The sequence below is a fragment of the Clostridium sp. CTA-1 genome, from assembly GCF_054768215.1.
The window spans coordinates 174,827-199,158 of sequence record NZ_BAAAAP010000004.1; the positions used below are offsets into that span (position 1 = coordinate 174,827).

Here is a 24,332-nt window from a genome sequence, read left to right on the forward strand (position 1 = left end):
ATATGAATAAGCTTTAGTAGTTCTAAACTTAACCTAATTAAAAATTCACCTAATTTCTCATAGGGGATAAGAAATTAGGTGTGAACTTAAGAAAGATGAATCAAATGGGTAAAAAATTTTTAATTCAGTCAATTTTAGAACTTTTTAATAAAAATAAATTAGTTTATGGGGTGTATTTTTGTTGTAGATATTAAATCAAATATAATTTAAGAGTATATTCTCTCTATAACATTTTCTCTAGGACCTTTTGCAAATATATTTATGGTAGATGAATCTTTAGAAACAGAAACTGGCTCAGATGTTAAATTACCATTGAGATCACTCCAATCACTCCAACGAGATCCATCCCAGTATTTATATATAAGTCTATTATTTCTTCCACGAGCAAAAACATCAATCCTATTTTGTCCTCTAGAGGAAGCACAAGGGGCAGAAGTTAAGAATCCACCTAAGTCTTCCCACTGACTCCAGCTAGTTCCGTTCCACCATTTATGAATTAGGGTGTTGTTCCTACTACGGGCGAATACGTCAATTCTATTAGGTCCCCAAGAAACTGCACCTGGACCTGAAGTAAGATTTCCCCCTAGAGCTTGCCACTGACTCCAACTAGAGCCATCCCACCATTTATGGTGTAGTTGGTTATCGGTACCTCTAACAAAGCAATCTAATCTGTTAGAAGCCCAGGAACAAATAGTAGGAGCTGATGTAAGATTTCCACCGAGATTTTCAAAGCCACTCCAACTAGAGCCATTCCACCATTTATGATACATAGCATTATCAGTACCACGACATACTACATCAATTCTGTTAAAACCCCAAGATACAGCTTTAGGAGAAGAGGTTAAAATTCCTCCAAGATTTTCCCAATAATTCCATCTACCATTATCGAACCAATTATGAATTAATTCTCCATTTCTTCCTCTAGCAAATAAGTCTATTCTATTAGCAGCCCAAGAAGAAGCCCCTAAACCAGAAGTAATATTACCACCTAGATTATTCCAAGGGCCCCAAGCTCTAAGAAGACCTTCATACTCAGTTCCTTCTATATTTCTATTTTTCATGTTTTCTTCTGAATTTTCAAAGTTACAATATTCTCCTCTAAAGTTTTCACAGTTGTTCTCAGAATTATTATAAGAACTTAAAAAATATGGACATACAAAATTTTCATTTGCATCATAAGTATTAGAATAATTTGGATTACCAAAGAATGGGTACATAAAGAACTCCTTTTAAAATTGCTCAATTTATAATATTCTATAATAAAAAATATGTTACAATAGTATTTTAAAATATAATTATGATAAGTTGGATTGAAATAAAAAATTAACGGAGGATAAGAGATGAATTTTATACAAAATGTGGACATATACTTATTAGACTTTATTCATAGGAATATAGCAAATGATTTTTTAGATAAAATAATGATATTTATAACATCTATAGGGAATTTGGGATTAATTTGGATAGCAATATCTTTATTATTGTTAATAAGCAAGAAATATAGAAAAGTAGGAATGCTATGTATAGCTTCATTAGTACTAAGTTCATTAATAGGTGAGGTGGTACTTAAAAATTTAGTACAAAGGGGACGACCTTTTACGGCTATAGAAGGAATAAATCTATTGGTTAAAGCACCTAAAAGTTTTTCTTTCCCATCAGGACATACAGTATCATCCTTTGCCGTAGCTATAGTTATAGGAAAAAAAATAAAAAAATTTAAATTACCCATATATATATTAGCTTTTTCTATAGCTTTTTCAAGATTATATTTATATGTTCATTATCCATCAGATGTATTAGTAGGAGCTTTAATCGGCATAATCAGTGCTAATATAATACTTTATATTTATAATAAACGAAATTCTTAATTTCAGTTGAAGTATTAAATATAGTGATTAGATAAAAAGTCTTAAAATTATATATTCAAATATAAAAAATGAGATGTCTCAAATAGATTTAATTTTGAGACATCTTTTTTATATATATTTTTATATTTTAAATTGTAAAAGTAAATAAATAGGCTATATTCTGTTAAAAAAAACTTAAAAAATTTTTAATATAAATAACAAAAAATAGTATTGACTTTAAGTCATTTTAGTATATAATTGGTATTGTGATAAATGACTTAAAGTCATTATGCTCTGATAATTATAAATGAAATGAGAGCAAAGTATACAGAAATCATAAATTTTAAATTTATATAGGGAGATGATTCCAGTGAAAAAATTTGGGAAATTTATTACAGAAAAGAGGGTGCTAGTTCTTATAGTAGCAATAGCTTTGTTAATACCATCTTTTTATGGAATGGCAAAGACAAAGATAAACTATGATATACTATCTTATCTTCCAGAGCAATTAGATACGGTAAAGGGGCAAAAGGTATTAGATAAAACTTTTTCTAGTGCTGCTACTTCTATGGTGGTAATTGATAATATGGAAGCCAAAGACATAGTGAAGATTAAAGATAAAATAGCTAAAGTTGATGGTGTAGAAAAAGTACTTTGGGTAGATGATTTAATGGACACATCTATACCAAAAGAAATATTGCCAGATAAAATAAAAGATTCTTTCTATAATAAGGATTCTACACTAATGATCATAAAGTTTAAGGAATCACCGGCATCAGAAACAACACAAGAAGCTATAGCAAACGTAAGAACACATTTAAATAAGCAATGCTTTTTGAGCGGAATGTCAGCAATAATAAAAGATACTAAAGATTTATCAGACAAAGAAACACCTTTTTATGTATTGACAGCAGTAGCTTTATCAGTAGTAGTTTTAATGCTTACTATGGAATCCACATTGGTACCATTTATATTCCTTATATCCATAGGTTTTGCAGTAGCTTACAATATGGGAACTAATGTGTTATTAGGAGAAATATCCTATATAACTAAAGCCTTAGCAGCAGTGCTCCAATTAGGGGTTACCATGGATTACTCAATATTTTTACTTCATAGGTATGAAGAAGAAAAAGAAAAATTTGAAAATAGAAATGAAGCTATGGCAGAGGCAGTGAGCAATACTATTACAGCTATAGGGGGTAGTTCTCTTACAACCATAGCAGGGTTCTTAGCATTATGTGCAATGAACTTAACTTTAGGAAAAGACATAGGACTTGTAATGGCAAAGGGAGTAGTTTTAGGCGTTATATCTACAGTAACAATACTTCCAGCTTTTATATTATACTTTGATAAAGCCATTCATAAATATACTCATAAAACTATATTGCCAGAGTTTAATAAGACTGCAGGATTAGTAACTAAAAAATACAAATTGTTTATAATTATATTTTTAATAGCATTCCTGCCTGCAGTGTATGGAGAAAAAAATGCTAAGGTTTATTATAATTTAGATGAAACTTTACCTAAAGATATGCAATCTATTGTAGCCTTAAATAAACTAAAAGATAATTATAATATGACAACAACTCATTTTATAATAGTAAGAGATAAAGTAAAACCTTATGAAATAAAAGAAATGGTAGAAAAAATAGAAAAGGTAGATGGTATAGGTAAAGTACTATCCTATGATAAAATAATAGGTTCAGCTGTACCAGAAAGTTTCTTACCACAGGAAGTAAAAGATACCTTTAAAAAAGGTGGTTACAATTTAATAATAGCGAATTCAGAATATAAAGCAGCTAGAGATGAAGAAAACGCACAAATAACAGAGATAAATAAAATAGTAAAAAATTATGATAAAGAAGCAATGATAGCAGGGGAAGGACCTTTAACAAAAGACTTAATAGAAATTGCAGATAAAGATTTTAAAAATGTAAGTTATGTTTCTATATTAGCTATATTTGCAATAATATTCTTTGTGTTTAAGTCAGTATCAATTCCAGTGATATTAGTATCAGCTATTCAATTAGCTATATTTATAAATATGGGTATACCATTTTACACAGGAACGGAGATACCATTTGTAGCTTCTATAGTAATAGGTACTATACAGTTGGGGGCTACTGTAGACTATGCTATATTAATGACAAATAGGTTTAAAGAAGAATTGGGATATGGTCATGATAAATTTGAGGCTATGAAAATATCTATACAAGGTTCAGCAAAATCTATAATAACAAGCTCTTTAACATTCTTTAGTGCAACTGCAGGGGTTGCTATTGTTTCTAAAATGGAGTTAATTGATAGCTTATGTATATTAATGGCTCGTGGAGCTATCATAAGTATGTTTGTAACAGTATTTATATTACCATCCATATTGATAGTAGCAGAGCCTATAATAGCTAAGACAACAAAGGGATGGAGAAAAAGTAATACATCAAAAGAAGCAAATAAAATGTCAGCTTAGAAGATAAATAAAATTTGAGGAGATGGTTAGGATGAATTATAAATGTATGTCTAAGAAAGTTGCAAGTTTAGTAATAATAGGTTCAATGCTTAGTTCAAATGTAGTATATGCTGCAGATACTATTAAAAAGGATGAATCAGTTTATGTTACATTAAATCAAAACGGAGTAATAAAAGAGAAGATAGTTAGTGATTGGTTACATTCAGAAAACGCAGGAATAAGTATAAAAGATAAATCAGAACTAACAGGAATAAAAAATATAAAAGGAAATGAAAAGCCTGAAATTTCAGGAGATAAAGTAACTTGGAAATCAGATAAAAAGGACATATTCTATCAAGGAAAAACAGATAAAAAGCTGCCTATAGAAACAGACATAGTTTATAAATTAGATGGAAAAGAAATAAAACCACAAGAATTAGCAGGAAAATCAGGAAAAGTAACTATCAATATAAAAATTAAAAACACAGATGCTCATAAAGTAACTGTAAATGGAAAGGAAAGAACTATATATACACCTTTTGCAGTAGCTTCAGTAGTAAATCTTCCAATAGATAAATTTACAAATGTAGAAGTAAGTGAAGGAGAAATAATATCCGACGGAAATAATCAAGCTATAACATTTGTAACTGTACCAGGATTAAAAGAAAGCTTAAATGTGGATGAAAATATACTTGATATAGATTTAAAAGATGAAATAGAAATAACAGCGGATGCAAAAGATTTTGAATTAGCACCTATAATGATGACAGCTACAACAAAAGTACCAGAAATGGACAAAATAGAAAAATCAGATAAAATAGATGAACTACAAAATGGTATAAATGATATAAAAGATGCCACATCAAAATTAGAAGATGGATCCTCTAAATTAGCAGACGGAGCTTCTAAATTAGCAAATGGTAATAGTGAATTAGCTGGTAAAACAGGACAATTAGCATCAGGTGCATCACAGTTATATAGTGGTATTGGACAGTTATCAGGAAATATGAATAAATTTGGTGGCGCTATAGAACAAATGGAAGCAAAAACAGGAGATTTAGCAGCAGGAATAAAACAATACACAGGAGGGGTAAATACATCTAAAAATGGTGCAGTAAAATTAAATGATGGAATATCAAAATTAGGTAAAGAGACTGAGAAAATGAAGGAATTACCAAAAGCAACAAATCAGATTCAAGATGGTTCTATAAAATTAGAAGTTGGAGCAAAAAATATAAATGAGAATACAGCAAAAATAAGTGATGGATTGGGAGAGTTAGTTAAAAATACAGAAAATATAAAAGCAGGAACCCAACAAATTGCAGGTGGAATGGAACAAGCAGCAGGAGCTGCAGCTAGTATTAAAGCTGCTAAACAGCAGGAGATTAATGGAATAAATAATAATTTAAATAATATGAGAAATCTAAGAGCGGTAGCAAATCAGATAGAAGATGAAAGTGTAAGAACATCAGTACTTCAAAAAATTGATGCAGAGATAGCTTCATTAGAAGTAATGCAAGGAAGTAGTCAACAAATTATTGGAGGATTATCAAATTTAGAAGGTAAACTTGGAGAGGCAAAACAAGGTGCACAAAATTTAGATACAGGCATAAGTCAAGTGCAACAAGGACAAAAGAATTTATACGAAGGTTCACAAAAACTTTATAAGGGTACTAATGATTTAGTAAGTGGAACATCAGGCTTAAGCCAAGGTGCAAAAGAGCTTAACAAAAATGTAGAACAATCAACTCCTAAATTAGGAGAAGCAATAGGTCAATTAAATGAAGGAAGTGAAAAATTAAAAGTAGGATTATCTGCCTTAGATTCAAAATCCAATGTATTAGTAGATGGATCCAATAAGCTAAATGGTGGTTTATCAGCAGCAAAAGGAGCAACATCACAATTAAGTGCAGGAGCAAGTAAATTAACTGGGGGAGCAGGAAAATTAAATGGTGGCTTATCGTTAGCAAAAGGTGCTACTTCAAAACTAAGTGACGGTGCAAATAACATTGCTAAAGGAAATAAAGAGTTAAGTGTTAACATGACAAAGTTTAATAATGAAGGCGTAAAGAAAATAGATGATAAATTGGGTACAAAGATAACAGATGTAAAAGAAATATTAGATGTAAAAGATGAAATAGTTAACCTATCTAAGAATTATGGAACTTTCACAGGCTTAGGGGATGACATGGAAGGTAATGTTAAATTCATAATGAGAACAGATGAAATAAAGAAACCAAAAGAAGAAGAACCTAAGAAGGAAGAGAAAGCATCAACACAAGATAAAACATCTGCTCAAGAACAAGAAAAAGGCGGAATAGGTAACTGGATAAAAAATTTATTTAGTTAATTTTCATAATAGAGAAAGGCAGTTCTTAATTATTAAGAACTGCCTTTTTATGTTCATTATTAAATAAGTTCTTCATATATTATTAAAGATGATATGAAAAAGATTTATAGTAAATCTATAATAAATATTAAATAAAATTCATTTAGTATTAATTTAATGTAAGGAAGGTGATAAAATTGTTTCAAGTTGTATAGATAAAGCTATTTAAATATAACTATTAGTTATATTAAATGTTATGTGGTAAATAAGACTAAAAATAATTACAATATAATTATAATAGCTATTATTTATAAATATATTTTAATAAGTTTGTAACCCAAAATTCTATTTAAATTAGTATTATTATAAATGAAAGTTTTTGGAGGCTGTTAATATGGATAAAAAAAATAAAATTTTATTAATAACAATATGTGCTTTGTTTTTTATAGCAGGTTTTTTCGTCACCAAAAACATAGTAGATAAAAATAATGAAAAACAAGTTATGAAAAAAGAAATGGTTAACGATAGTAAAATGGTAATTAAACAAATGGATGATAAGGTAGTGTTTAGTGAATATGTAAAGGACAAATATGATGCTAAGCAAGTATTTAAGAAAGACGGTAAGAAAATAGCCTTTTTAACCTTTGATGATGGACCAAGCTATCTAAGTAATGATATATTAGATATATTAAAAAAATACAACATAAAGGCTACTTTTTTTGTAGTGGGAAACTTAGCAAGGGAGAATAAAAGTATAATAGAGAGACAAATTAAAGAGGGGCATTCCATAGGCAATCATACTTATACTCATAATTATAAAAATATTTATTCTAGCGTAGATGTTTTTGTAAATGAAGTAGATAAAACTCAAAATGTTATAAAATCTATAGTAGGATCTAACTATGATATAAAACTAGTAAGGTTTCCTGGAGGATCTTTTGGAGATAGATTAAATCCTTATAAAGAGGCTATAAAAAAGAAGGGGTATTATAACATGGATTGGAATGCTTTAAATGGAGATGCAGAAGGAAATAATATACCAAAAGAGAAATTAATACAAAATGTAAAAAGTACTATTGAAGGAAAAAATCATGTAGTTGTGCTAATGCATGATTGTGCAGCGAAAAAAACTACTGTAGAGGCATTGCCAGATATAATAGAGTATTTAATATCACAGGGCTACGAATTCAAAGCCTTAAAATAGTATATATATAAAATATCTTAAATTTATAGTTAAAAGTTGTAAAGAAAGCAAAAATTACAATATACTAAAGATATAAAAATAAGATACTAAAAACTGAGGTGGAATATATGGATAAAATATTAATAGTAGAAGATGAACCTTCTATAAGAGGCTTTGTAAAAGTAAATTTGAAGATGAATAATTTTGATGTAATAGAAGCAGAAACAGGAGAAGAGGGGGTAGAAAAAGCAAGAGAACATAAACCAGAGGTAGTTATATTAGATATTATGTTACCAGGGATGGATGGATTAGAAGTGTGTAAAATTCTAAGACAGGAGTTCACTAATATGGGAATAATAATGCTTACCGCTAAAAGCCAAGATACAGATAAAGTTTTAGGATTAGAATATGGGGCAGATGATTATATAATAAAACCCTTTAATCCTTTAGAACTTACTCTAAGAATAAAAGCTATATTAAGAAGGGTTAATGCAGTAAAGGAAAATGATGATAATATAATAACTGGAGGGCCATTTAAAATAGATCTTTATTCAAAAAAAATCTATAAAGATGAAGAAGAAATAGACATAACCCCAACAGAATATTTACTTATGAAAATATTTATTGAAAATCCGGGGAAAGCTTTTAATAGAGATGAGTTATTGGATTTAGTTTGGGGCTATGATTTTATGGGAGATTCTAAAATTGTAGATGTAAATATAAGAAGATTAAGATCAAAAATAGAAGAAACACCATCTGAGCCTAAATTTATAAATACTGTATGGGGAACAGGTTATAGATGGCAAAACACTTAAGGAGTTATTATGAGTAAAATAAGTGTAAAAAGAAGGTTAATGGTAAATTTCATATTAATTATAATAATAAGTGTTTTTATACTAGAATTTTTATTAATTCTTTTTACAAGACATTATTATTATAATAATTTAGAGGATGCTATTTCTAATCAAATAAAAACTTCTGCAGAATTTTATAACAAATATTTTTCAAATTCACCCTTAGAAGATAATGTATTAGATAATGTAGATGTATTTTGGAGACAGACCTCTGCTCAGGTACAAATAATAGATACAAAGGGTAAAGTCTTAATGGATTCTATAGGAGTATCAAATAAAGACCAGATAAAGACTTCAGATGTTCAAAAGGCATTAAAAGGAGAAAAAGGAGTATGGTTAGGCAAAGTTGACTATGATACTTCTGGTGTAATGGCAGTAACCTATCCATTAAAATCAGACAATCAAATAGTTGGAGTATTAAGATTTATAACTTCATTAAGATATGTAAATAGTGATATAGCAAGGATATCTTTAGGCTTTTTACTTATTGGGTTAGTAGTAATTTTAATATCTGGCTTAGTTAGTCTATTTTTAGCTAATAGTATAACAGAACCTATAAAAGAATTAACTTACGTAGCAAATAAGATGGCCTCTGGTAATTTTAAAGTTAAAAGTGAAAAAATGTTTGATGATGAGTTTGGAGAACTATCAGATACATTAAATTATATGGCAGATGAGATAGTAAAAAAAGATCAGCTAAAAAATGAATTTATATCTTCTGTATCCCATGAACTAAGAACTCCTTTGACCTCCATAAAGGGATGGTCAATAACATTAAACTCTAATGAAGTAGATAAAGAAGTTTTAAAAGATGGATTAAAAATAATAGAAGATGAGAGCGAAAGACTAAGCGGAATGGTAGAAGAATTATTAGATTTTTCAAAGTTCGTATCAGGAAAGATGAATTTAAATAAAGAAGAAATAAATATATGTGAAATAATAGATACAGTAAGAAAGCAATTAGAACCCTATGCTTATAGAAATAGAATAAATTTTAAAGCAACCTGTATAAATAAACTGCCTAATATATATGGTGATAAAAATAGAATAAAACAAGTTTTAATAAATTTATTGGATAATGCTTTTAAATTTACTCCAGAAGGAGGACTAGTAGAGTTAAATATTAAGTATGAAGAAGAATATATAACAATTTTTGTGAAAGATACAGGGGTAGGGATAAGCAAGGAAGATTTACCGAGGGTTAAAGAAAAGTTTTATAAAGGTAACAGTGGTAAATCAAAAAATGGCATAGGGTTATCCATATGTGATGAAATAGTAAAGCTTCACAATGGAGTATTACATATAGAAAGCGAAGAGAACAAAGGCACTACTATATCGGTAAAATTACCAGTAATAAAACTATAATACAAATTTATTTTATAGTTAAATATAATTAATATTAATTTAGTATATATAACTAGGAGAATTCATATGAGAAAAAGTAAAATTCTATTAATATTTATGATTTTTATTTATTCATTAACCATAACTGCCTGTGTGAATTTAGGTAATAATAAAAATAATATAGTAGCTCCTAATAACAACTCCTGTCCAATACAAGGAACTTGGAAAATTGATTTTAGCAATTTAGACAAAGATAGTAAATTAAGGCTAAAACTAAAAGATAAGGATGTTATTATAAATTCTGAATATATAATATTAGGAAATGAAGTATGTAAATTACCTGAATTTAAGGTTAAAACCGTAAAAACAGAAGAGTATTTTCTATATAAATTAAAACTCAAGCCTAATAGATTAAATATAAATAAAAAAGAAATAGAAGTTATTTCAACTTCCTGGGACAATAATCCTTTCTATGATTTTATAAAAATAGATGAAAAGAAATTATTAGTATGTGTGGATAATCAATTATTAATCTTAACAAAAAAATCTAATAATTCATATATTGAACCTAAATATAATATAAAAGAAAAAAATTCCTCACAGGATATAGTAATGCCCAAGAGATATACATTATTAAGGACCGGTATATTGATAGGATTAAAAAGTTCAAAAGAGGACTATGTAGATGAGTATAAAAATGAAAAAAAATACAGAACTATTTTTATTTCTTCCCGAAATAGAAATTTAAAGAATGTGATAGAAACGGAGAATTTATTTGTGCCTAGGAAAAATGGATTTTGTGAAATTGGAGTTAATAGAATAAATAATTTAAATAATATACAAGATACTATATTTGTAAATCCATTATATAATAACTATCCAATAAAAAATAATTTTATACTAGAACAGGATATTAAAAATAGAAATATATATAGGGATATATTATTTGTAAGTAATGATTACATATCTATAGAATATAATAATATTCATAAAAATCAGCCTACTGAGTTATATAAAGTTAAAATGTTACCTATTGACAATATAAATGCAATGGCAGGGGTAAATATAGGTGATATAATAGAGAAGGATAGTGAAAAAATATTAGCATCATCTTTAGAAAGTTGCATTAAATCTAAGGATAAAGATATATTAAATAAAGTAGAAAAAAGCTGTAGAAATGATAGTTTTTTTCTTAGTAGAAGAAATGGACATTGGATACTTAAAGGTAGATTAAATGGAATAGTTAATAAAGAGGAATATATAGACTTTAATATCAATACTGAGATACCTAAAAAAATATTAAATTATGACGATTTACATTTATCTTGGAATAGTATTAAAAGTAAAGTTCCTAATGCCTTAGATGCCTATACTTCTCCTAATAAAGATTTAGCTATAATAACTACAGAAAAAGAGTTATATGTATATACTATGGAGGATGGAAAACTATCTAATAAGCCTGTTTATCAAATGGAGCTAGATAAAGAAACTGTAGTTATGGCAGAGTGGGCTACGGCAGATTACGTCAAAAAATGGACAGATACTATTTTAAAAAATAAAAACACACACATAATAAAATAATAGAAATATAGATGGGTTAACTATAAAAAGGGAATGGTAGAAAATGTCAAAAGAAAAGTTTAATAACGCAGTTAGTATAGCAAAATATATATGTGAAAATACATTAGAATTTGGTGATATAGCTGTAGATTGTACTTTAGGTAAAGGACATGATACTATATTATTAGCAAATTTAGTGGGAAATGAAGGAAAAGTAATTTCCTTTGATATTCAAAAAGAAGCTATAGACAAAACAAAAGAAAAATTAAAAGATATTGATTATAAAAATATAACTCTTATAAATGATGGACATGAGAATTTAGACAGGTATATACAAGAAAAGGTAAAACTATTTATTTTTAATTTAGGATATTTACCAGGAAAAGATCATAATATAACAACTAAAGCAGAAACTACTCTAAAAGCACTAAAAAAAGCTTTAAAGCTATTAGATGATAATGGTATAGTTTTATTGGTAATATATTATGGTCATGAAAATGGAAAAGAAGAAAAAGCTGTTTTGGAGAAATTTACAAGTGCACTAGATCAAAAGGTTTATAATGTTATGAAAAATTCATTTATAAACCAAGCTAATGATCCACCATTTTTAATTTGTATAGAAAAAAGGTAGAATGTGTTGAGGAGAATGTTAACTTATGAAAAATAAAAAAGATTTATTCAAAATAATTGGTTTAAGTTTAATTGTTATTATTGTAGCTGTGTTTTTAGCAAAACATGGACATACAATTAGAAGAATGAATATAAGACGTACAGTAAAATATATTCAAAGTTGTGGAAAGTTTTCATCTATATGTTTTTTATTAGTGTATGCTTTAAAACCCTTAGTTCTTATTATTCCAGCTTCTATGTTGTCCCTTGTAGGTGGAATCTTATTTGGACCTGTAAAGGGATTTATATTAAATATGTTAGGCTTTTTCTTATCTGGAAGCTTGGCCTTTTGGTTAAGCAGGCTTCTAGGCAAATCCTTTGTGGATAAGATTTTAAGGGGAAAAGCTGTAGAGTTAGATAATAATATAGAAAAAGAAGGGTTTAAGATTATATTTCTTTTGAGGTTTCCACCAATATTCCCCTATGATCCTTTAAGTTATGCCTCAGGACTTACAAAAATGAAATATAAGCATTTTGTTTTAGGATCTTTATTAGGAGTTATACCAGAAACATTATGTTATTCTTATATGGGGAAAAATGTTATGAATCCGTTAACTTCAAAATTTATAGTTCCTGTACTTTTAGTTATACTAACTACAATTATAGGAATTTATGTCTATAAGAAAAGCAAGATTAATGTTGTAAAAAATGAAAAATTATAGTTTCAAAACAAAATAGATTTAGTCTTAATACCGCAAGAGTATGTCTCAAAATAGCCTTAATTTTAAAACTGTAAATATAAATAATACATTCATAAAGCAATTCATTTTACTAAGTAGTTCTAAATTCGACTTCATTAAAAATTTTTTACCCAGTAAAAGAGGCAACCTCCTCTGGATTCGCTGCTGGCTCCTCACGTCCTGTGAGGAATTACAAAAATTTTTAATTCCGTCAAATTAAGAACTACTAAAGTTCATTCATATGTTTATTACATGTATTATTTATATTTACTATATTAAAATTAAGGCTATTCTTATTTTGAGACACTCTCTTTATATTTGCTAAATTAAAATTAAATCTATCTTGAAACAGCTTTTTAGTCTAAATGATTAAAAATTTCCAGAAAAAATTTCAATTGTAAAATTATCTAATAAATTTACTTTCAAAGTTTTTTATAGGTAATGGTTCAGAGATATAAAAACCTTGAATAGAATCGCAATCTAGTTCTTGAAGAATTTCTAGCTGATCAATTATCTCAACGCCTTCTGCAATAATATTTATATCTAAACTTTTAGACATAAGTATTATAGATTTTACTATTTGTAAACTTTTATTATCTTTGTGAATATTTTTTATAATACTTTTATCTATTTTAATATTATCTATAGGTAATTTGGTAACATAACTTAAGGATGAATAACCAGTACCAAAATCATCTAGAGATATTTTTATTCCATGTTTTTTTAATGCTTCTAAAGTTCTAATACTTAGATCCACATCTTCCATAGCTTCATCCTCTGTTATTTCTAGACATAAGTAGCTAGGTGGTAGTTTAGTAGTTTTAAGTATATTTAAAACATTATCTACAAAATTTTTATCCTTCATTTGTTTAAAAGATATATTTGCAGATACATACAAGGCATTATTATTTTGTCTTTCCCATAAATGACACTGAGAACAAGCTTTATTTAATACCCAATTATCTATATTAGCTATTTCACCAATGTTTTTAGCTAATGGAATAAATTGATTAGGGCTTATAATTTTATTATCAAATTTCCATCTAACTAAAGACTCTACTGCTATAATTTTGGATGTCTTTAAGTGGTAAATAGGTTGAAAATACACTAATAATTCATTTTTTTCTAAAGCTCGCCTTAATCTATTTTCTAGAATTAAATCATCTAGGGCTCTTTCATTCATGCTTCTAGAATATACTTCATATTTATATCCACCATTTTTTTTTGCTGCATACATTGCAGCATCTGCATTTTTCATTAGTGTAGAAGTGTCTTTACCATCTTCTGGATAGACACTTATGCCGATGCTAGCACCAATAAATAAATCATCTTCCTTATATTTTATTGGATGATTTAAAGTGGTACATATTTTACCGGCTAGTTTTTCAGCATCACTTATAGAATTTATAATTTGTACAATTATAAATTCATCTCCACCAAGTCTACCAATTTTATGATTAGGACCTATCAACATTTTGAATCTAGCAGAAACTTTTTCTAAAACGTAATCCCCAACATCATGACCTAAAGTATCATTTATAGACTTGAAGTGGTCTAAATCTATAAATAAAACAGCAAATCTTTTATTCCTATAGTTCTTTATAGTTTTATTTATAGTTTCTATAATTTTTTTTCTATTTGAAAGACCAGTAAGAGAATCATAATAAGCTAGTCCTAAAATTTTCTCTTTATCTTTTTTATTTTCAGTTATATCTGTTAAAAGTAGGGCGAAATAATCTAACTCCATACTATAAACCACTGCGGAAAACCATTTTCTTAATTCTTCTATATAAATTTCTTCTAAAGTTTCTTTACCACCTACAGAAGAGATCTTTTTTATGGATTTTGTTAAAATTGGATTTTCATTTAAGATAGAGGGAATAAATGAAGATATATGTTCTCCAATTATATTTTCCTTATCTGTATTCAATAATTGGCTAAAATAGTTGTTTATTTCTACTACTTTAAAATCTATAATATTAGAATCTTTATTTTTTACTATTTTGTTATAGGAGAAGTTAGTTATAACACTAGAAAAAAGATAGTTATATTTTTTTTGGTTTTCTATAATTTCTTCTTTTGATGTTTCTAACATATCAAACATATTGTTAAAGTTTTTATTTAAACTTGTTATTTCATCATTTCCTGTAGTATCTAAACGTACAGATAAATCTGCTGTTTTAGCTACATAATTTAAAGTTTTTTCTATAGTATGAATTCTTTTAAGTACTAATTCATTTAAAATTTTTATAAGAAGTATACTCATAAAAATACCTAAAATAAATATAACAAATAGAAAAAATTTGATATTTTCTTTCGCAGCAAAGTAGATATATCTAGTTATATTTAGTTTTAACATAAAGGAATTATTATTAAATATATCTTTTATTAATCCATAGCTTTCAATTAAATTATCATTACCTTCAACTATAGATATATCATTTTTTTTATATATAACATTATACAAATTTTTGTAATCTATAATTTCAAAATTAGTAGTATTACCATGATATTTATTAATATTTTCTTTGGTTAAAAATTTAATAAATATCATGGCACCGTTAGGGGTTTTAGAATTTAAAGTATCTGTAATAGGTGCAGCGGTCATCAATAGCAATGAATCATCAAGTTTTGTTAGGCCTTTAAGAGGATGAGTACTTTTAATATTAGAAATAGCAATGGAAGAAAGATAATTTATATTTTTTTTACTTAATTTTTTATTTTTATTATAATATTGCTGAAATACTATATCATTATCTTTATTTACAAATAATATTAAATCAATATTAAAATTTTTAAAAATGCTACTTTCTTTTAAAATAGTTTCTATATAATTATTATTTTTATCATTTATAAATTTATAAGTATCATCCCATATAGCATAATCTTTATTTAAATCATAAGTACTTTCAATATCTTTATTTATTAATTTTAATAATTGCTCAGTTTTAGATACATTATATTTAATTTCTATGTTATTAAATTTTTTTATTATATAAGTTTCTGAAAAAATACTAGTAATAATTATGGATAATAAAAAAATCAACAATATTATATTTAGGGATTTTTTATATAATTTCATTATGATCACGACCTCTATATAATTAAATAATCTTATAGGAATTATTAAAAAATAATATATATTTATTATAATATATATTAACTTATAATAGATACATATATATTACAATAGATAAAATTTTAAAATAAAAAAATAAAGTTGCCCATAAAAATTTATTAGTGGCAACTTTGTATTAAAATATTATTTGAAATTTATTATAATATTTATTTTATATGAATCAAGTGAAAAAATATATTTTTATCTCCCCAACCTAAATCCCAAGGAACCCTATATCTATCAGTAGTATGGGAATTTACTAAAGGATATCCATGGGAATCCCAGCCAGTAACTATTGCAAAATGATCTATATTACTTCCTAGGGCGTAACAAATCATATCACCTAGTTCTAATTTTTCTATAATACCGCAGCTATAATTATCAGTAGGTTTTATTAAATCTTCAAAGGAACCTTTCTTTATTAAATTTCCTTTTCCGCTATATATAAGGTAATTTCTAAAAGCATCTGCATTCACCCAAGCTTTACTTCCCTCACCTCCACCATATTTATGATACCTACAATACCAGGTTCCATCGAAAGGTAGGCCACCAGCTTCTTTATCGCCTAAAACTTGAGAAACATAATTTGTACAATCTCCTCCAGCACCAGTGAAATTTTTATATTTTTTATTATGTTTTAGATCATTTCCGCTAGCCCAAGGAATACCGCAATATTTATCTGCATACTCTATAGCTTTTATTCTATTATATTTACCTTCATAATTAGGTTCATAATTTTTAGAGCATGAGTTAATATTATATTTTGGAGGAGAAGTTTGTTTATCTAAATTATCTGTATCAGCCGAATAAGATTTAAGAGCATCTTCAAAACAATCAGTATACCAGTCTGTAAATATAATCCACCCATCATCTTTTTTTACTAAATCTACAGTATGTTGTATGGAAACACCAAAAGAATTTTTAGTAGGTGTTTCATCAGATTTATACTCATAATCAAATTTATACACTTCATCTAAAGATACCCTCACACCTTTTTTAGTTGGCGATATTTTTTTAAATTTTAAAGAAGAAGCTACATTAGTAAATTTAATTCCTCTATTATAAGACCAATCATTTAAATATTTAATTCTTTTAATTTCATGTGCTAAAGACCATTCACCGTATTTATGAGAAGTATCAAAATAATCCTCTAAAGATTTTAAATCTAAAGAAGTAAAAGATTCACATCTTTTTTTATATATTTCTTCTAAGTTATTTTTAACTAAATCTTTATCTAAAGAATTTTCTTCTTGTAAAGAAGTATAGACATAGGTTTTGTTATTATTATATAAAAAAAGATATGTAATAGATATACATAAAATTATAATTAAAATTAACTTCTTCTGCTTATTCATTTTATTTTTGTCCTCCTAGAAATTTTATTATAAATAAAGTTCTTGAAGTTGATAAAAAGGGAATAAAATATTTAAAAATGAAATTATTCATAACCCAATATAAATATGAATATATAAAGTAATAGAGTTTAATGCTTTAAGTTAGCATATTTTATAGTTTAGTATTTCCCCAAAATTTAAATAAAAATTCTATATAAAATTTGTTAAATGAATTTTAAGGTATAAACAGAGTTCTTAGATTTAGAGGAAGTTTTTTACTTCCACTAAAGCTTAGAAATCGTTATCCAGGGACGTAACCGCTCTTTGAACCAACTTTGAATAAGATGGGAGTATTAGAGCGGATAGTCATCGGATAAATATAATTAATTTTTATGAGGGATGATATGACAAAAAAATATACGATGAAAGAAATTCTAGACACTTCTATTCCGATCATAGCAGAAATGACATTATATAATCTAATGATAGTATTTGATATGATGATGATAGGAAATTATGGTGGTAATAAATGTTTAACTGCAGTAGGATTAAGCAATGGAGTTATTTTTACTCTTTGTGATGTGTTTATTTCCGTAGGTCTTGCAGTTTCTCTAACTTCACTAATAGCTAGAAGTATAGGAAGTAGACATTATAAAAATGCACAACAATACTCTATATGTGGTTTATTTTTAGGAGTTATAATTTCATTTTTAATAAGTTATCTTATGTTTTATAAAAGTGAAAAAATCTTATATATGGCAGGTGCAAGAGGAGATATACTTAAAATAGCTAATGTTTTTAATAAGACAATGGCTATTTCAATTTTTTTTAAAATGAATACGGAAATTATAAATTCTATACTAAGAGGATATAAGAATACAAGAATACCTTTTTTTACAGCAGTAATAGTAAGTAGCTGTAAAATTATATTGGATTTTATTTTTATATTTGGTATAGGAAAAAAAGGATTAGGTGTATTTGGAGCAGCATTAGCTTCCATATTATCTCAAATAATGGGTTTTATATTTTCATTTATATACATGTTAGATAAATTAAAATCTCATGGCAATATAAATTTGTTTAAATTGTTTAAAATAGATAAGATAAAAGACATTTTAAATATGTATATACCAGCATCTTTAGAAGAAGCTACATTTAGTATAAGTAGATTATTGTGCGCTTTTATGATAATAAAAATTGGGAGTATTTCCTTTTCCGCTAATGAAATAGCAAATACCATAGAAACAGTTTCCATAATACCTAGTGCTGCTTTGGGAGTTTCTGCTACTACATTGGTTGGAATAAAAATAGGAGAAAAAGATTATAAAGGTGCAAAAGAATATGCAAATAAATCTGTTTGGTTTGCGGTTAGTATATCTTTAATATTTTCTTTATTATTTATTTTTATGCCTAATTTGTTAGTAGGATTTTTTGTGGGTAATAAAGAAAGAAAAGTTGTAAAATTAGCAACTTTATGTTTGTTAGTTGGAGCTATAGAACAACCATTTATAGCTGCATCTACCGTTGTTGAAGATATTTTAAAAGGTATGGGAGATGCCAAAACACCCTTTATTGTAACTTTAATTTCTAGTTGGTGTATAAGAGTGCCATTGTTTTATTATTATATATATAAATTAAAATATTCTGTAGTATATGTTTGGTGGATAACGGCTTTTCAGTGGTTTATAGATTTTCTACTTATGAAAATAATTTTGAGCAAAAAATTTAAGCAATACCAACCATGATTTTTTTGAGAGAAGTAAATTAAATAAAGATACCTCAAAATAAAATAGATTTAATTTTAATTTCCCCAATTAAGACCTACTAAAGCTTATTCATATGTTTAATGCATGTATTTTTTATATTTGCTATATTAAAACTAAATCTATTTTGAGAGATACTGAAAAAAGTTTAAATATATACTGAAAATTATACGAATAAATTTCTGAATTTATAGAATATACTTGAAATTATAAATTGTTATTATATAATAAAATTTAAAGCAAAAAATTTTATAAGGGGGCTATTACATATGTTTAGTAGAGAAAAAGCAGAAGAACTATTATTAAATAACTTAAAAGCAGAACACTTGATAAAGCACTCCTATGCTGTAGAAGCAGTAATGAGAGGGCTAGCAGAAAAGTTAGATCCAGAAAATATAGATAAATGGGGTATAACAGGACTTTTACATGATTTAGATGCGGATATAGTAGATTATGTACAAAATCCTCATCTTCATGGACCAAAAACTGTTGAAATACTTAAGGCTGAAGGTTTTGGAGATGAAGATATGTATAATGCTATATGTGCTCATAATCAAGAATCAGGAGCAGAAATAAAATCAAAAATGGATCAGGCTATATATGCGGCAGATCCTATAACAGGATTTATAACAGCTATAACATTAGTATATCCAGATAAAAAAATTTCTAGCGTAAAGGTTAAATCTATAACAAAAAGAATGAAAGAAAAAAGATTTGCCGCAGGAGCAAATAGAGAAGCTATGAAGTCTATAGAAAAGCTTGGAATAGAATTTCCACAATTCGCAGAATTGTCGCTTAATTCCATGGAAGAAATTTCAGAAGTGCTTGGATTATAAGATTTGTAAGAAATATTCAATTGAAGTTAAAGGTAACAAAAATTATATTAATTTGATTAAAAACTATTTAATATATAGTATTTATAACTAAATAAGAACAAAAAGGAAACCCTAACATATAATAAAAGGGTTTCCTTTAGTTTTTATAGTTAAACATATAATATGTAATTTTACTCTACATAAATGTTAAAAAAGTGACAAAAAATTGAAATAATTAACAAAAAACTTTTGAAAAGTATATTGTAATTTAAATATAAAGGTGATATAACATATACAGTAATATAAAAAATTGCTTGGAGATGATTTTGAAATGGAAACAAATGTAATTTTATCGGCTAATAATATATTAAAGTTAATTGCATTGGTTATTTTAGCTGGTGTAGTATTTGGGAAAATAAGTAGAAAAGTTAATTTGCCAGATGTAGTTTTATTTATTTTAGCAGGGGTTATACTAGGACCAGAAGTATTGAATCTTATAAATATAGATTCTTACCCTGTAGGAAATCAACTGATATTAACTTTTGGAGCGGCATATATTCTTTATGATGGTGGTAGAGAAATAGATTTGAAAGTTTTTAATGAAGTAAAAATATCTGTATTACTTTTGTCAACCTTAGGAGTTTTTATATCTACAGGTATTACAGGATTTTTTGTTTATAAAATATTTCATATAGATTTTATATATGCATTATTATTAGGTGCAATAGTATCATCTACAGACCCATCAGTTTTAGTACCTTTATTTAAAAATATGAATGTAAGTAATAAATTAAAGCAAACCATAATATCCGAATCAGCATTTAATGATGCTGCAGCGGCAATAGTAACCTTTGCTATTTTAGGGGTTATAGCAGGTGGAGAGTTTTCATTAGGTAAGAGTACTTTTGAATTATTAAAGTCATCTTTAGGAGGAATTTTAATAGGTGGTATTTTTGGTTATATGTCTACCAAATTAATAGCAGGAGAAAAGTATGCATTTTTAAAGGAATTTCCTTCAGAAGTATCAATAGTAGCAGTAATAGGGACTTATTTAATTGCAGATAAATTAGGTGTTAGTGGGTTTATGGCAGTATTCATAATAGGTATGGTATGTGGAAATAAGAAAAGAATTAATTGCTGTATACCAGATGAATATAATCAAACTCATCTTAGATTTAAAGAGGTCTTAACTATAATATTAAGAATGATGATATTTGTCTTACTAGGAAGTCATATAGACTTCGGAGTATTATCTCAGTATTTTACAAAGGATCTGTTAGTAGTAGCATTATTAATATTTGTTTCAAGACCAGTATCAGCATTTTTATCAGTTATATTTGATAGAAAGGCAAAATGGAATATAAAAGAGATAATTTATCTTATGTGGGTTAGGGAAACAGGCGTTATACCAGCAGCTTTAGTAGGCATGCTCTTAACAATGCATATAAAGAATTCAGATATAATAGCATCAGTCACATTTACAACTATAATAATAACATTAACATTTCAAGCAAGTACATCTAAATCTTTGGCTAGATTATTAAAATTAGATGTAGGTGAAAGCAAAAAAGAAATAGCAGTGGATAGTGTCATATAATATATTTATAAATATAAAGTTTTTAAAATTTAAAAGTAAAATGTATGAAATAACACCTATAAGTTATGGGGAATAATATAAACTTATAGGTGTTATATCTTAACTATATTTTTTAAAATATTTATTTTTGTTTTGAACTATTTTATTAAGAGCCATAACTAGAAAGTCTATTTCGTAAATGTCATTATACATACCAAAACTCAATCTAACCATACCTGGTCTTTTATTCATAGGAGCATTTGCATATGACCCTATCTCCTCTTTTGGAATGTTTAATATTTTTTGAACATAGGGTTGAGCGCAAAAACAGCCATTTCTTACAGCTATACCAAACTCTTTAGAAAGTATTTCTGCAGTCATGCTATGGTGCATACCATTTATATTAAAGGGTATTATAGCAACTCTAGGGCAATTTACATCTGTGCATGAGTAAATCTTAACATCTGGTATTTGTGCAATATTTTTAAAAGCATATTTGAAAATATTTTGTTCATAAATCTCAATATTTTTCATTCCTATGCTTGTTATGGCATTTATAGATGCAACAAGAGCTACAACACCCATGACATTTGGGGTACCTGCTTCATCCTTTTCAGGAGGATCTGCCCATAAAACATAGTCTTTAGTTACTACATTTACAGTACCGCCACCTTTATAGTCTGGAGCGCCTTCCTCAAAAGTTTCTTTAGGTCCTATCAAAACACCTACACCAAAAGGTGCATACATTTTATGAGCAGAAAAAGTTAAATAATCAATGTGTTCTAAACTATTATAGGGTTTCATACTAATTTTACAATGTGGTACAAGCTGTGCTCCATCTACTAAAATTTTGCATCCATATTCATGAACTAATTTTGCTATATCATAAATAGGATTTATATATCCTGTTACATTAGATGCACCAGTAATAGTAACTAATTTAACTTTATCACCATATTTTATTAGTTTGTTTTTTAAATCTTCCATTACTAATCTTCCAAATTCATCTACCTCTATATAATCTATCTTATATTTATTTCTCCAAGGTAAGTCATTAGAATGATGTTCCATAGAAGTAGTTAAAATTATAGAATCATCATCATAGGAACAAAGTCTATAAGAAAGTTTATTAATAGCTTCTGTAGTATTTTTTACATATATAACAGTATCTTTGTCTAAATCAGCTTCCACAAATTTCCCAACAGTTTCTCTAGAATCTTCATATATTTTAGAAGATAATTGAGATTTATATCCAGTACCTCTGTGAATGGAGGAATACCAAGGAGAAAAATTAACAATAGCATTCATTACAGAAACTAAAGGTGGTGTAGTAGCTGCATTATCAAAATTTATACAAGGAGATAGTTGTCCATTATATAGAGGTACTTTAGTGTCACTACCAACAACTAAATATCTATAAGGAGATCTTTTGTTAAAATACATATAATCACCTCTATTCCCCTACTATATAATATTAAGAACATAAAAAAATGTAACTTAAATTTAAAAAATATTATGGTATTATTTTTGTAGATATCTATTTTCTCTAAAAGCATTTCTTGTTTTAATATCTTTAAGAGATGTTTTTATAAAAATAGAGTTTATAATAAGTAAATACTTATTATAATTATAAAATAATAATATTTAACTTTTAACTATAAAGAATATAAAATAATAAAGGGAAAGAAAAGTAATAATATCAGTTTATATTTAAAATTAAAAATCACAAGATAAAATGGGAGATGGAAAAAATGAAAAAACTAAAAACTATATTACCAGGGATTTTGCTATCGTTCTCTATAGCTCTATTAGCAACTTGGCTTGGAAACTTAATGCCAGTAATAGGTGGAGCAGTCTTTGGCATAATAATAGGCATAATGATAAACAATATTATAGGTAAACCTAAAAATACTATAGAAGGAGTGGGATTTACATCAAAAAAAGTATTACAATGGGCTATCATAGTTTTAGGGGCAGGATTAAGTTTATCACAGGTTAGGAAAACAGGGTTAGAATCCTTAGAAGTGACTATATTTACAATAGCCACAGCCTTTATAACTGCTTATGTAGTTGGTAAGTTTTTTAAAATACCAGACAAGCTAAAAACTTTAATAGGAGTAGGTACAGCTATATGTGGAGGTTCTGCTATTGCAGCTATATCTCCTATAATAGAAGCAGATGAAGTGGAGATAGCTTACTCTATATCCACTATATTTTTATTTAACATAATAGCTGTTTTAATATTTCCACCCTTAGGTCATCTATTAGGATTTTCAGATAAAGCCTTTGGATTATGGGCAGGAACAGCTATAAATGATACCTCCTCTGTAGTAGCTGCAGGATATGCTTTTAGCAATAAGGCAGGAGAATATGCAACTATAGTTAAATTAACAAGAGCTACTCTAATAATACCAATATCATTAATATTTGCATTTATAACAGCCTATAAAAAGAAAAAAGAAGCTAAAATGGGAACGGGAGAAGTAAATTATTCCTTTAAAAAAATATTTCCATGGTTTATATTATGGTTTTTAGTAGCATCCCTATTAAATACTATGGGATTATTTAAAGGAAATACAATTCATTATATAAATGAGTTAGGAAAATTTTTAATAGTAATGGCACTATCAGCTATAGGGCTAAGTTCAAACTTTAAAGAAATGACTAAGGCAGGATTTAAACCAATACTTTTAGGCGTTATAGTATGGTTTAATGTAGCAGTAGTAAGTATAATAATACAATTTATAACAGGACAAATTTAAGGAAAGTGCGTAGCACTTTCCTTATTTATATTAAGAAAGTATTAAGGATTAA

17 protein-coding genes are annotated in these 24,332 nt (G+C 27.1%); 13 read left to right on the forward strand and 4 right to left on the reverse strand.

Annotated features, from left to right (window positions below):
• Window positions 1–206: 206 nt before the first annotated feature.
• Window positions 207–1,217, reverse strand: a complete 1,011-nt coding sequence (locus tag ACYUEW_RS04755) for a PLL family lectin (protein WP_043031100.1) — start codon at window positions 1,215–1,217, stop codon at window positions 207–209.
• A 123-nt stretch (window positions 1,218–1,340) separates the two neighbouring features.
• On the opposite strand from ACYUEW_RS04755, the gene ACYUEW_RS04760 reads away from it, so the two are divergent.
• The 9 genes from ACYUEW_RS04760 (at window position 1,341) to ACYUEW_RS04800 (ending at window position 12,894) form a co-directional block, all read left to right on the forward strand.
• Window positions 1,341–1,868, forward strand: a complete 528-nt coding sequence (locus ACYUEW_RS04760; RefSeq protein WP_043031102.1) for a phosphatase PAP2 family protein — start codon at window positions 1,341–1,343, stop codon at window positions 1,866–1,868.
• A 349-nt stretch (window positions 1,869–2,217) separates the two neighbouring features.
• A complete protein-coding gene (locus ACYUEW_RS04765; protein ID WP_460276312.1) occupies window positions 2,218–4,314 on the forward strand; it encodes an efflux RND transporter permease subunit in 2,097 nt (698 codons plus the stop codon).
• A 31-nt stretch (window positions 4,315–4,345) separates the two neighbouring features.
• Window positions 4,346–6,643, forward strand: a complete 2,298-nt coding sequence (locus ACYUEW_RS04770) for a hypothetical protein (RefSeq protein ID WP_460276313.1) — start codon at window positions 4,346–4,348, stop codon at window positions 6,641–6,643.
• 373 nt (window positions 6,644–7,016) lie between these two features.
• Window positions 7,017–7,826, forward strand: a complete 810-nt coding sequence (locus ACYUEW_RS04775; protein ID WP_265204172.1) for a polysaccharide deacetylase family protein — start codon at window positions 7,017–7,019, stop codon at window positions 7,824–7,826.
• A 107-nt stretch (window positions 7,827–7,933) separates the two neighbouring features.
• Window positions 7,934–8,620, forward strand: a complete 687-nt coding sequence (locus ACYUEW_RS04780; RefSeq protein ID WP_003487489.1) for a response regulator transcription factor — start codon at window positions 7,934–7,936, stop codon at window positions 8,618–8,620.
• Window positions 8,621–8,629: 9 nt separating this feature from the next.
• Window positions 8,630–10,024 (forward strand): sensor histidine kinase, encoded by a 1,395-nt coding sequence (locus ACYUEW_RS04785; protein ID WP_003487487.1) that lies wholly within the window; start codon window positions 8,630–8,632, stop codon window positions 10,022–10,024.
• 66 nt (window positions 10,025–10,090) lie between these two features.
• A complete protein-coding gene (locus tag ACYUEW_RS04790) occupies window positions 10,091–11,584 on the forward strand; it encodes a hypothetical protein (protein WP_163200634.1) in 1,494 nt (497 codons plus the stop codon).
• A gap of 43 nt (window positions 11,585–11,627) precedes the next feature.
• Window positions 11,628–12,194, forward strand: a complete 567-nt coding sequence (mnmM, locus tag ACYUEW_RS04795; RefSeq protein WP_043031106.1) for a tRNA 5-(aminomethyl)-2-thiouridylate-methyltransferase MnmM — start codon at window positions 11,628–11,630, stop codon at window positions 12,192–12,194.
• Between the two features lie 25 nt (window positions 12,195–12,219).
• Window positions 12,220–12,894, forward strand: a complete 675-nt coding sequence (locus tag ACYUEW_RS04800) for a TVP38/TMEM64 family protein (protein ID WP_003487482.1) — start codon at window positions 12,220–12,222, stop codon at window positions 12,892–12,894.
• A gap of 421 nt (window positions 12,895–13,315) precedes the next feature.
• On the opposite strand, the gene ACYUEW_RS04805 is transcribed toward ACYUEW_RS04800, so the two are convergent.
• Complete coding sequence (locus ACYUEW_RS04805) at window positions 13,316–15,994, reverse strand: EAL domain-containing protein (RefSeq protein ID WP_460276314.1); 2,679 nt, start codon at window positions 15,992–15,994, stop codon at window positions 13,316–13,318.
• Window positions 15,995–16,197: 203 nt separating this feature from the next.
• Window positions 16,198–17,385 (reverse strand): amidase domain-containing protein, encoded by a 1,188-nt coding sequence (locus ACYUEW_RS04810; RefSeq protein WP_003487474.1) that lies wholly within the window; start codon window positions 17,383–17,385, stop codon window positions 16,198–16,200.
• A 383-nt stretch (window positions 17,386–17,768) separates the two neighbouring features.
• Between ACYUEW_RS04810 and ACYUEW_RS04815 the strand changes: the two genes are divergently transcribed.
• The 3 genes from ACYUEW_RS04815 (at window position 17,769) to ACYUEW_RS04825 (ending at window position 21,539) form a co-directional block, all read left to right on the forward strand.
• Window positions 17,769–19,109, forward strand: coding sequence for an MATE family efflux transporter (locus ACYUEW_RS04815; RefSeq protein ID WP_042385806.1), 1,341 nt, complete (start codon window positions 17,769–17,771; stop codon window positions 19,107–19,109).
• A gap of 287 nt (window positions 19,110–19,396) precedes the next feature.
• Window positions 19,397–19,963 (forward strand): HD domain-containing protein, encoded by a 567-nt coding sequence (locus ACYUEW_RS04820; RefSeq protein WP_045516469.1) that lies wholly within the window; start codon window positions 19,397–19,399, stop codon window positions 19,961–19,963.
• Between the two features lie 310 nt (window positions 19,964–20,273).
• Complete coding sequence (locus ACYUEW_RS04825) at window positions 20,274–21,539, forward strand: cation:proton antiporter (RefSeq protein WP_460276315.1); 1,266 nt, start codon at window positions 20,274–20,276, stop codon at window positions 21,537–21,539.
• A gap of 99 nt (window positions 21,540–21,638) precedes the next feature.
• Here the strand turns inward: ACYUEW_RS04825 and ACYUEW_RS04830 are convergent, their stop codons facing one another.
• Window positions 21,639–22,961 carry an aminotransferase class V-fold PLP-dependent enzyme gene (locus ACYUEW_RS04830; RefSeq protein ID WP_003487467.1) on the reverse strand — a complete coding sequence of 441 codons (1,323 nt, stop codon included), beginning with the start codon at window positions 22,959–22,961 and terminating at the stop codon, window positions 21,639–21,641.
• Between the two features lie 308 nt (window positions 22,962–23,269).
• Here ACYUEW_RS04830 and ACYUEW_RS04835 point away from each other — a divergent pair, with 308 nt between their 5' ends.
• Window positions 23,270–24,280 (forward strand): YeiH family protein, encoded by a 1,011-nt coding sequence (locus ACYUEW_RS04835; protein ID WP_163201201.1) that lies wholly within the window; start codon window positions 23,270–23,272, stop codon window positions 24,278–24,280.
• Window positions 24,281–24,332: the final 52 nt, after the last annotated feature.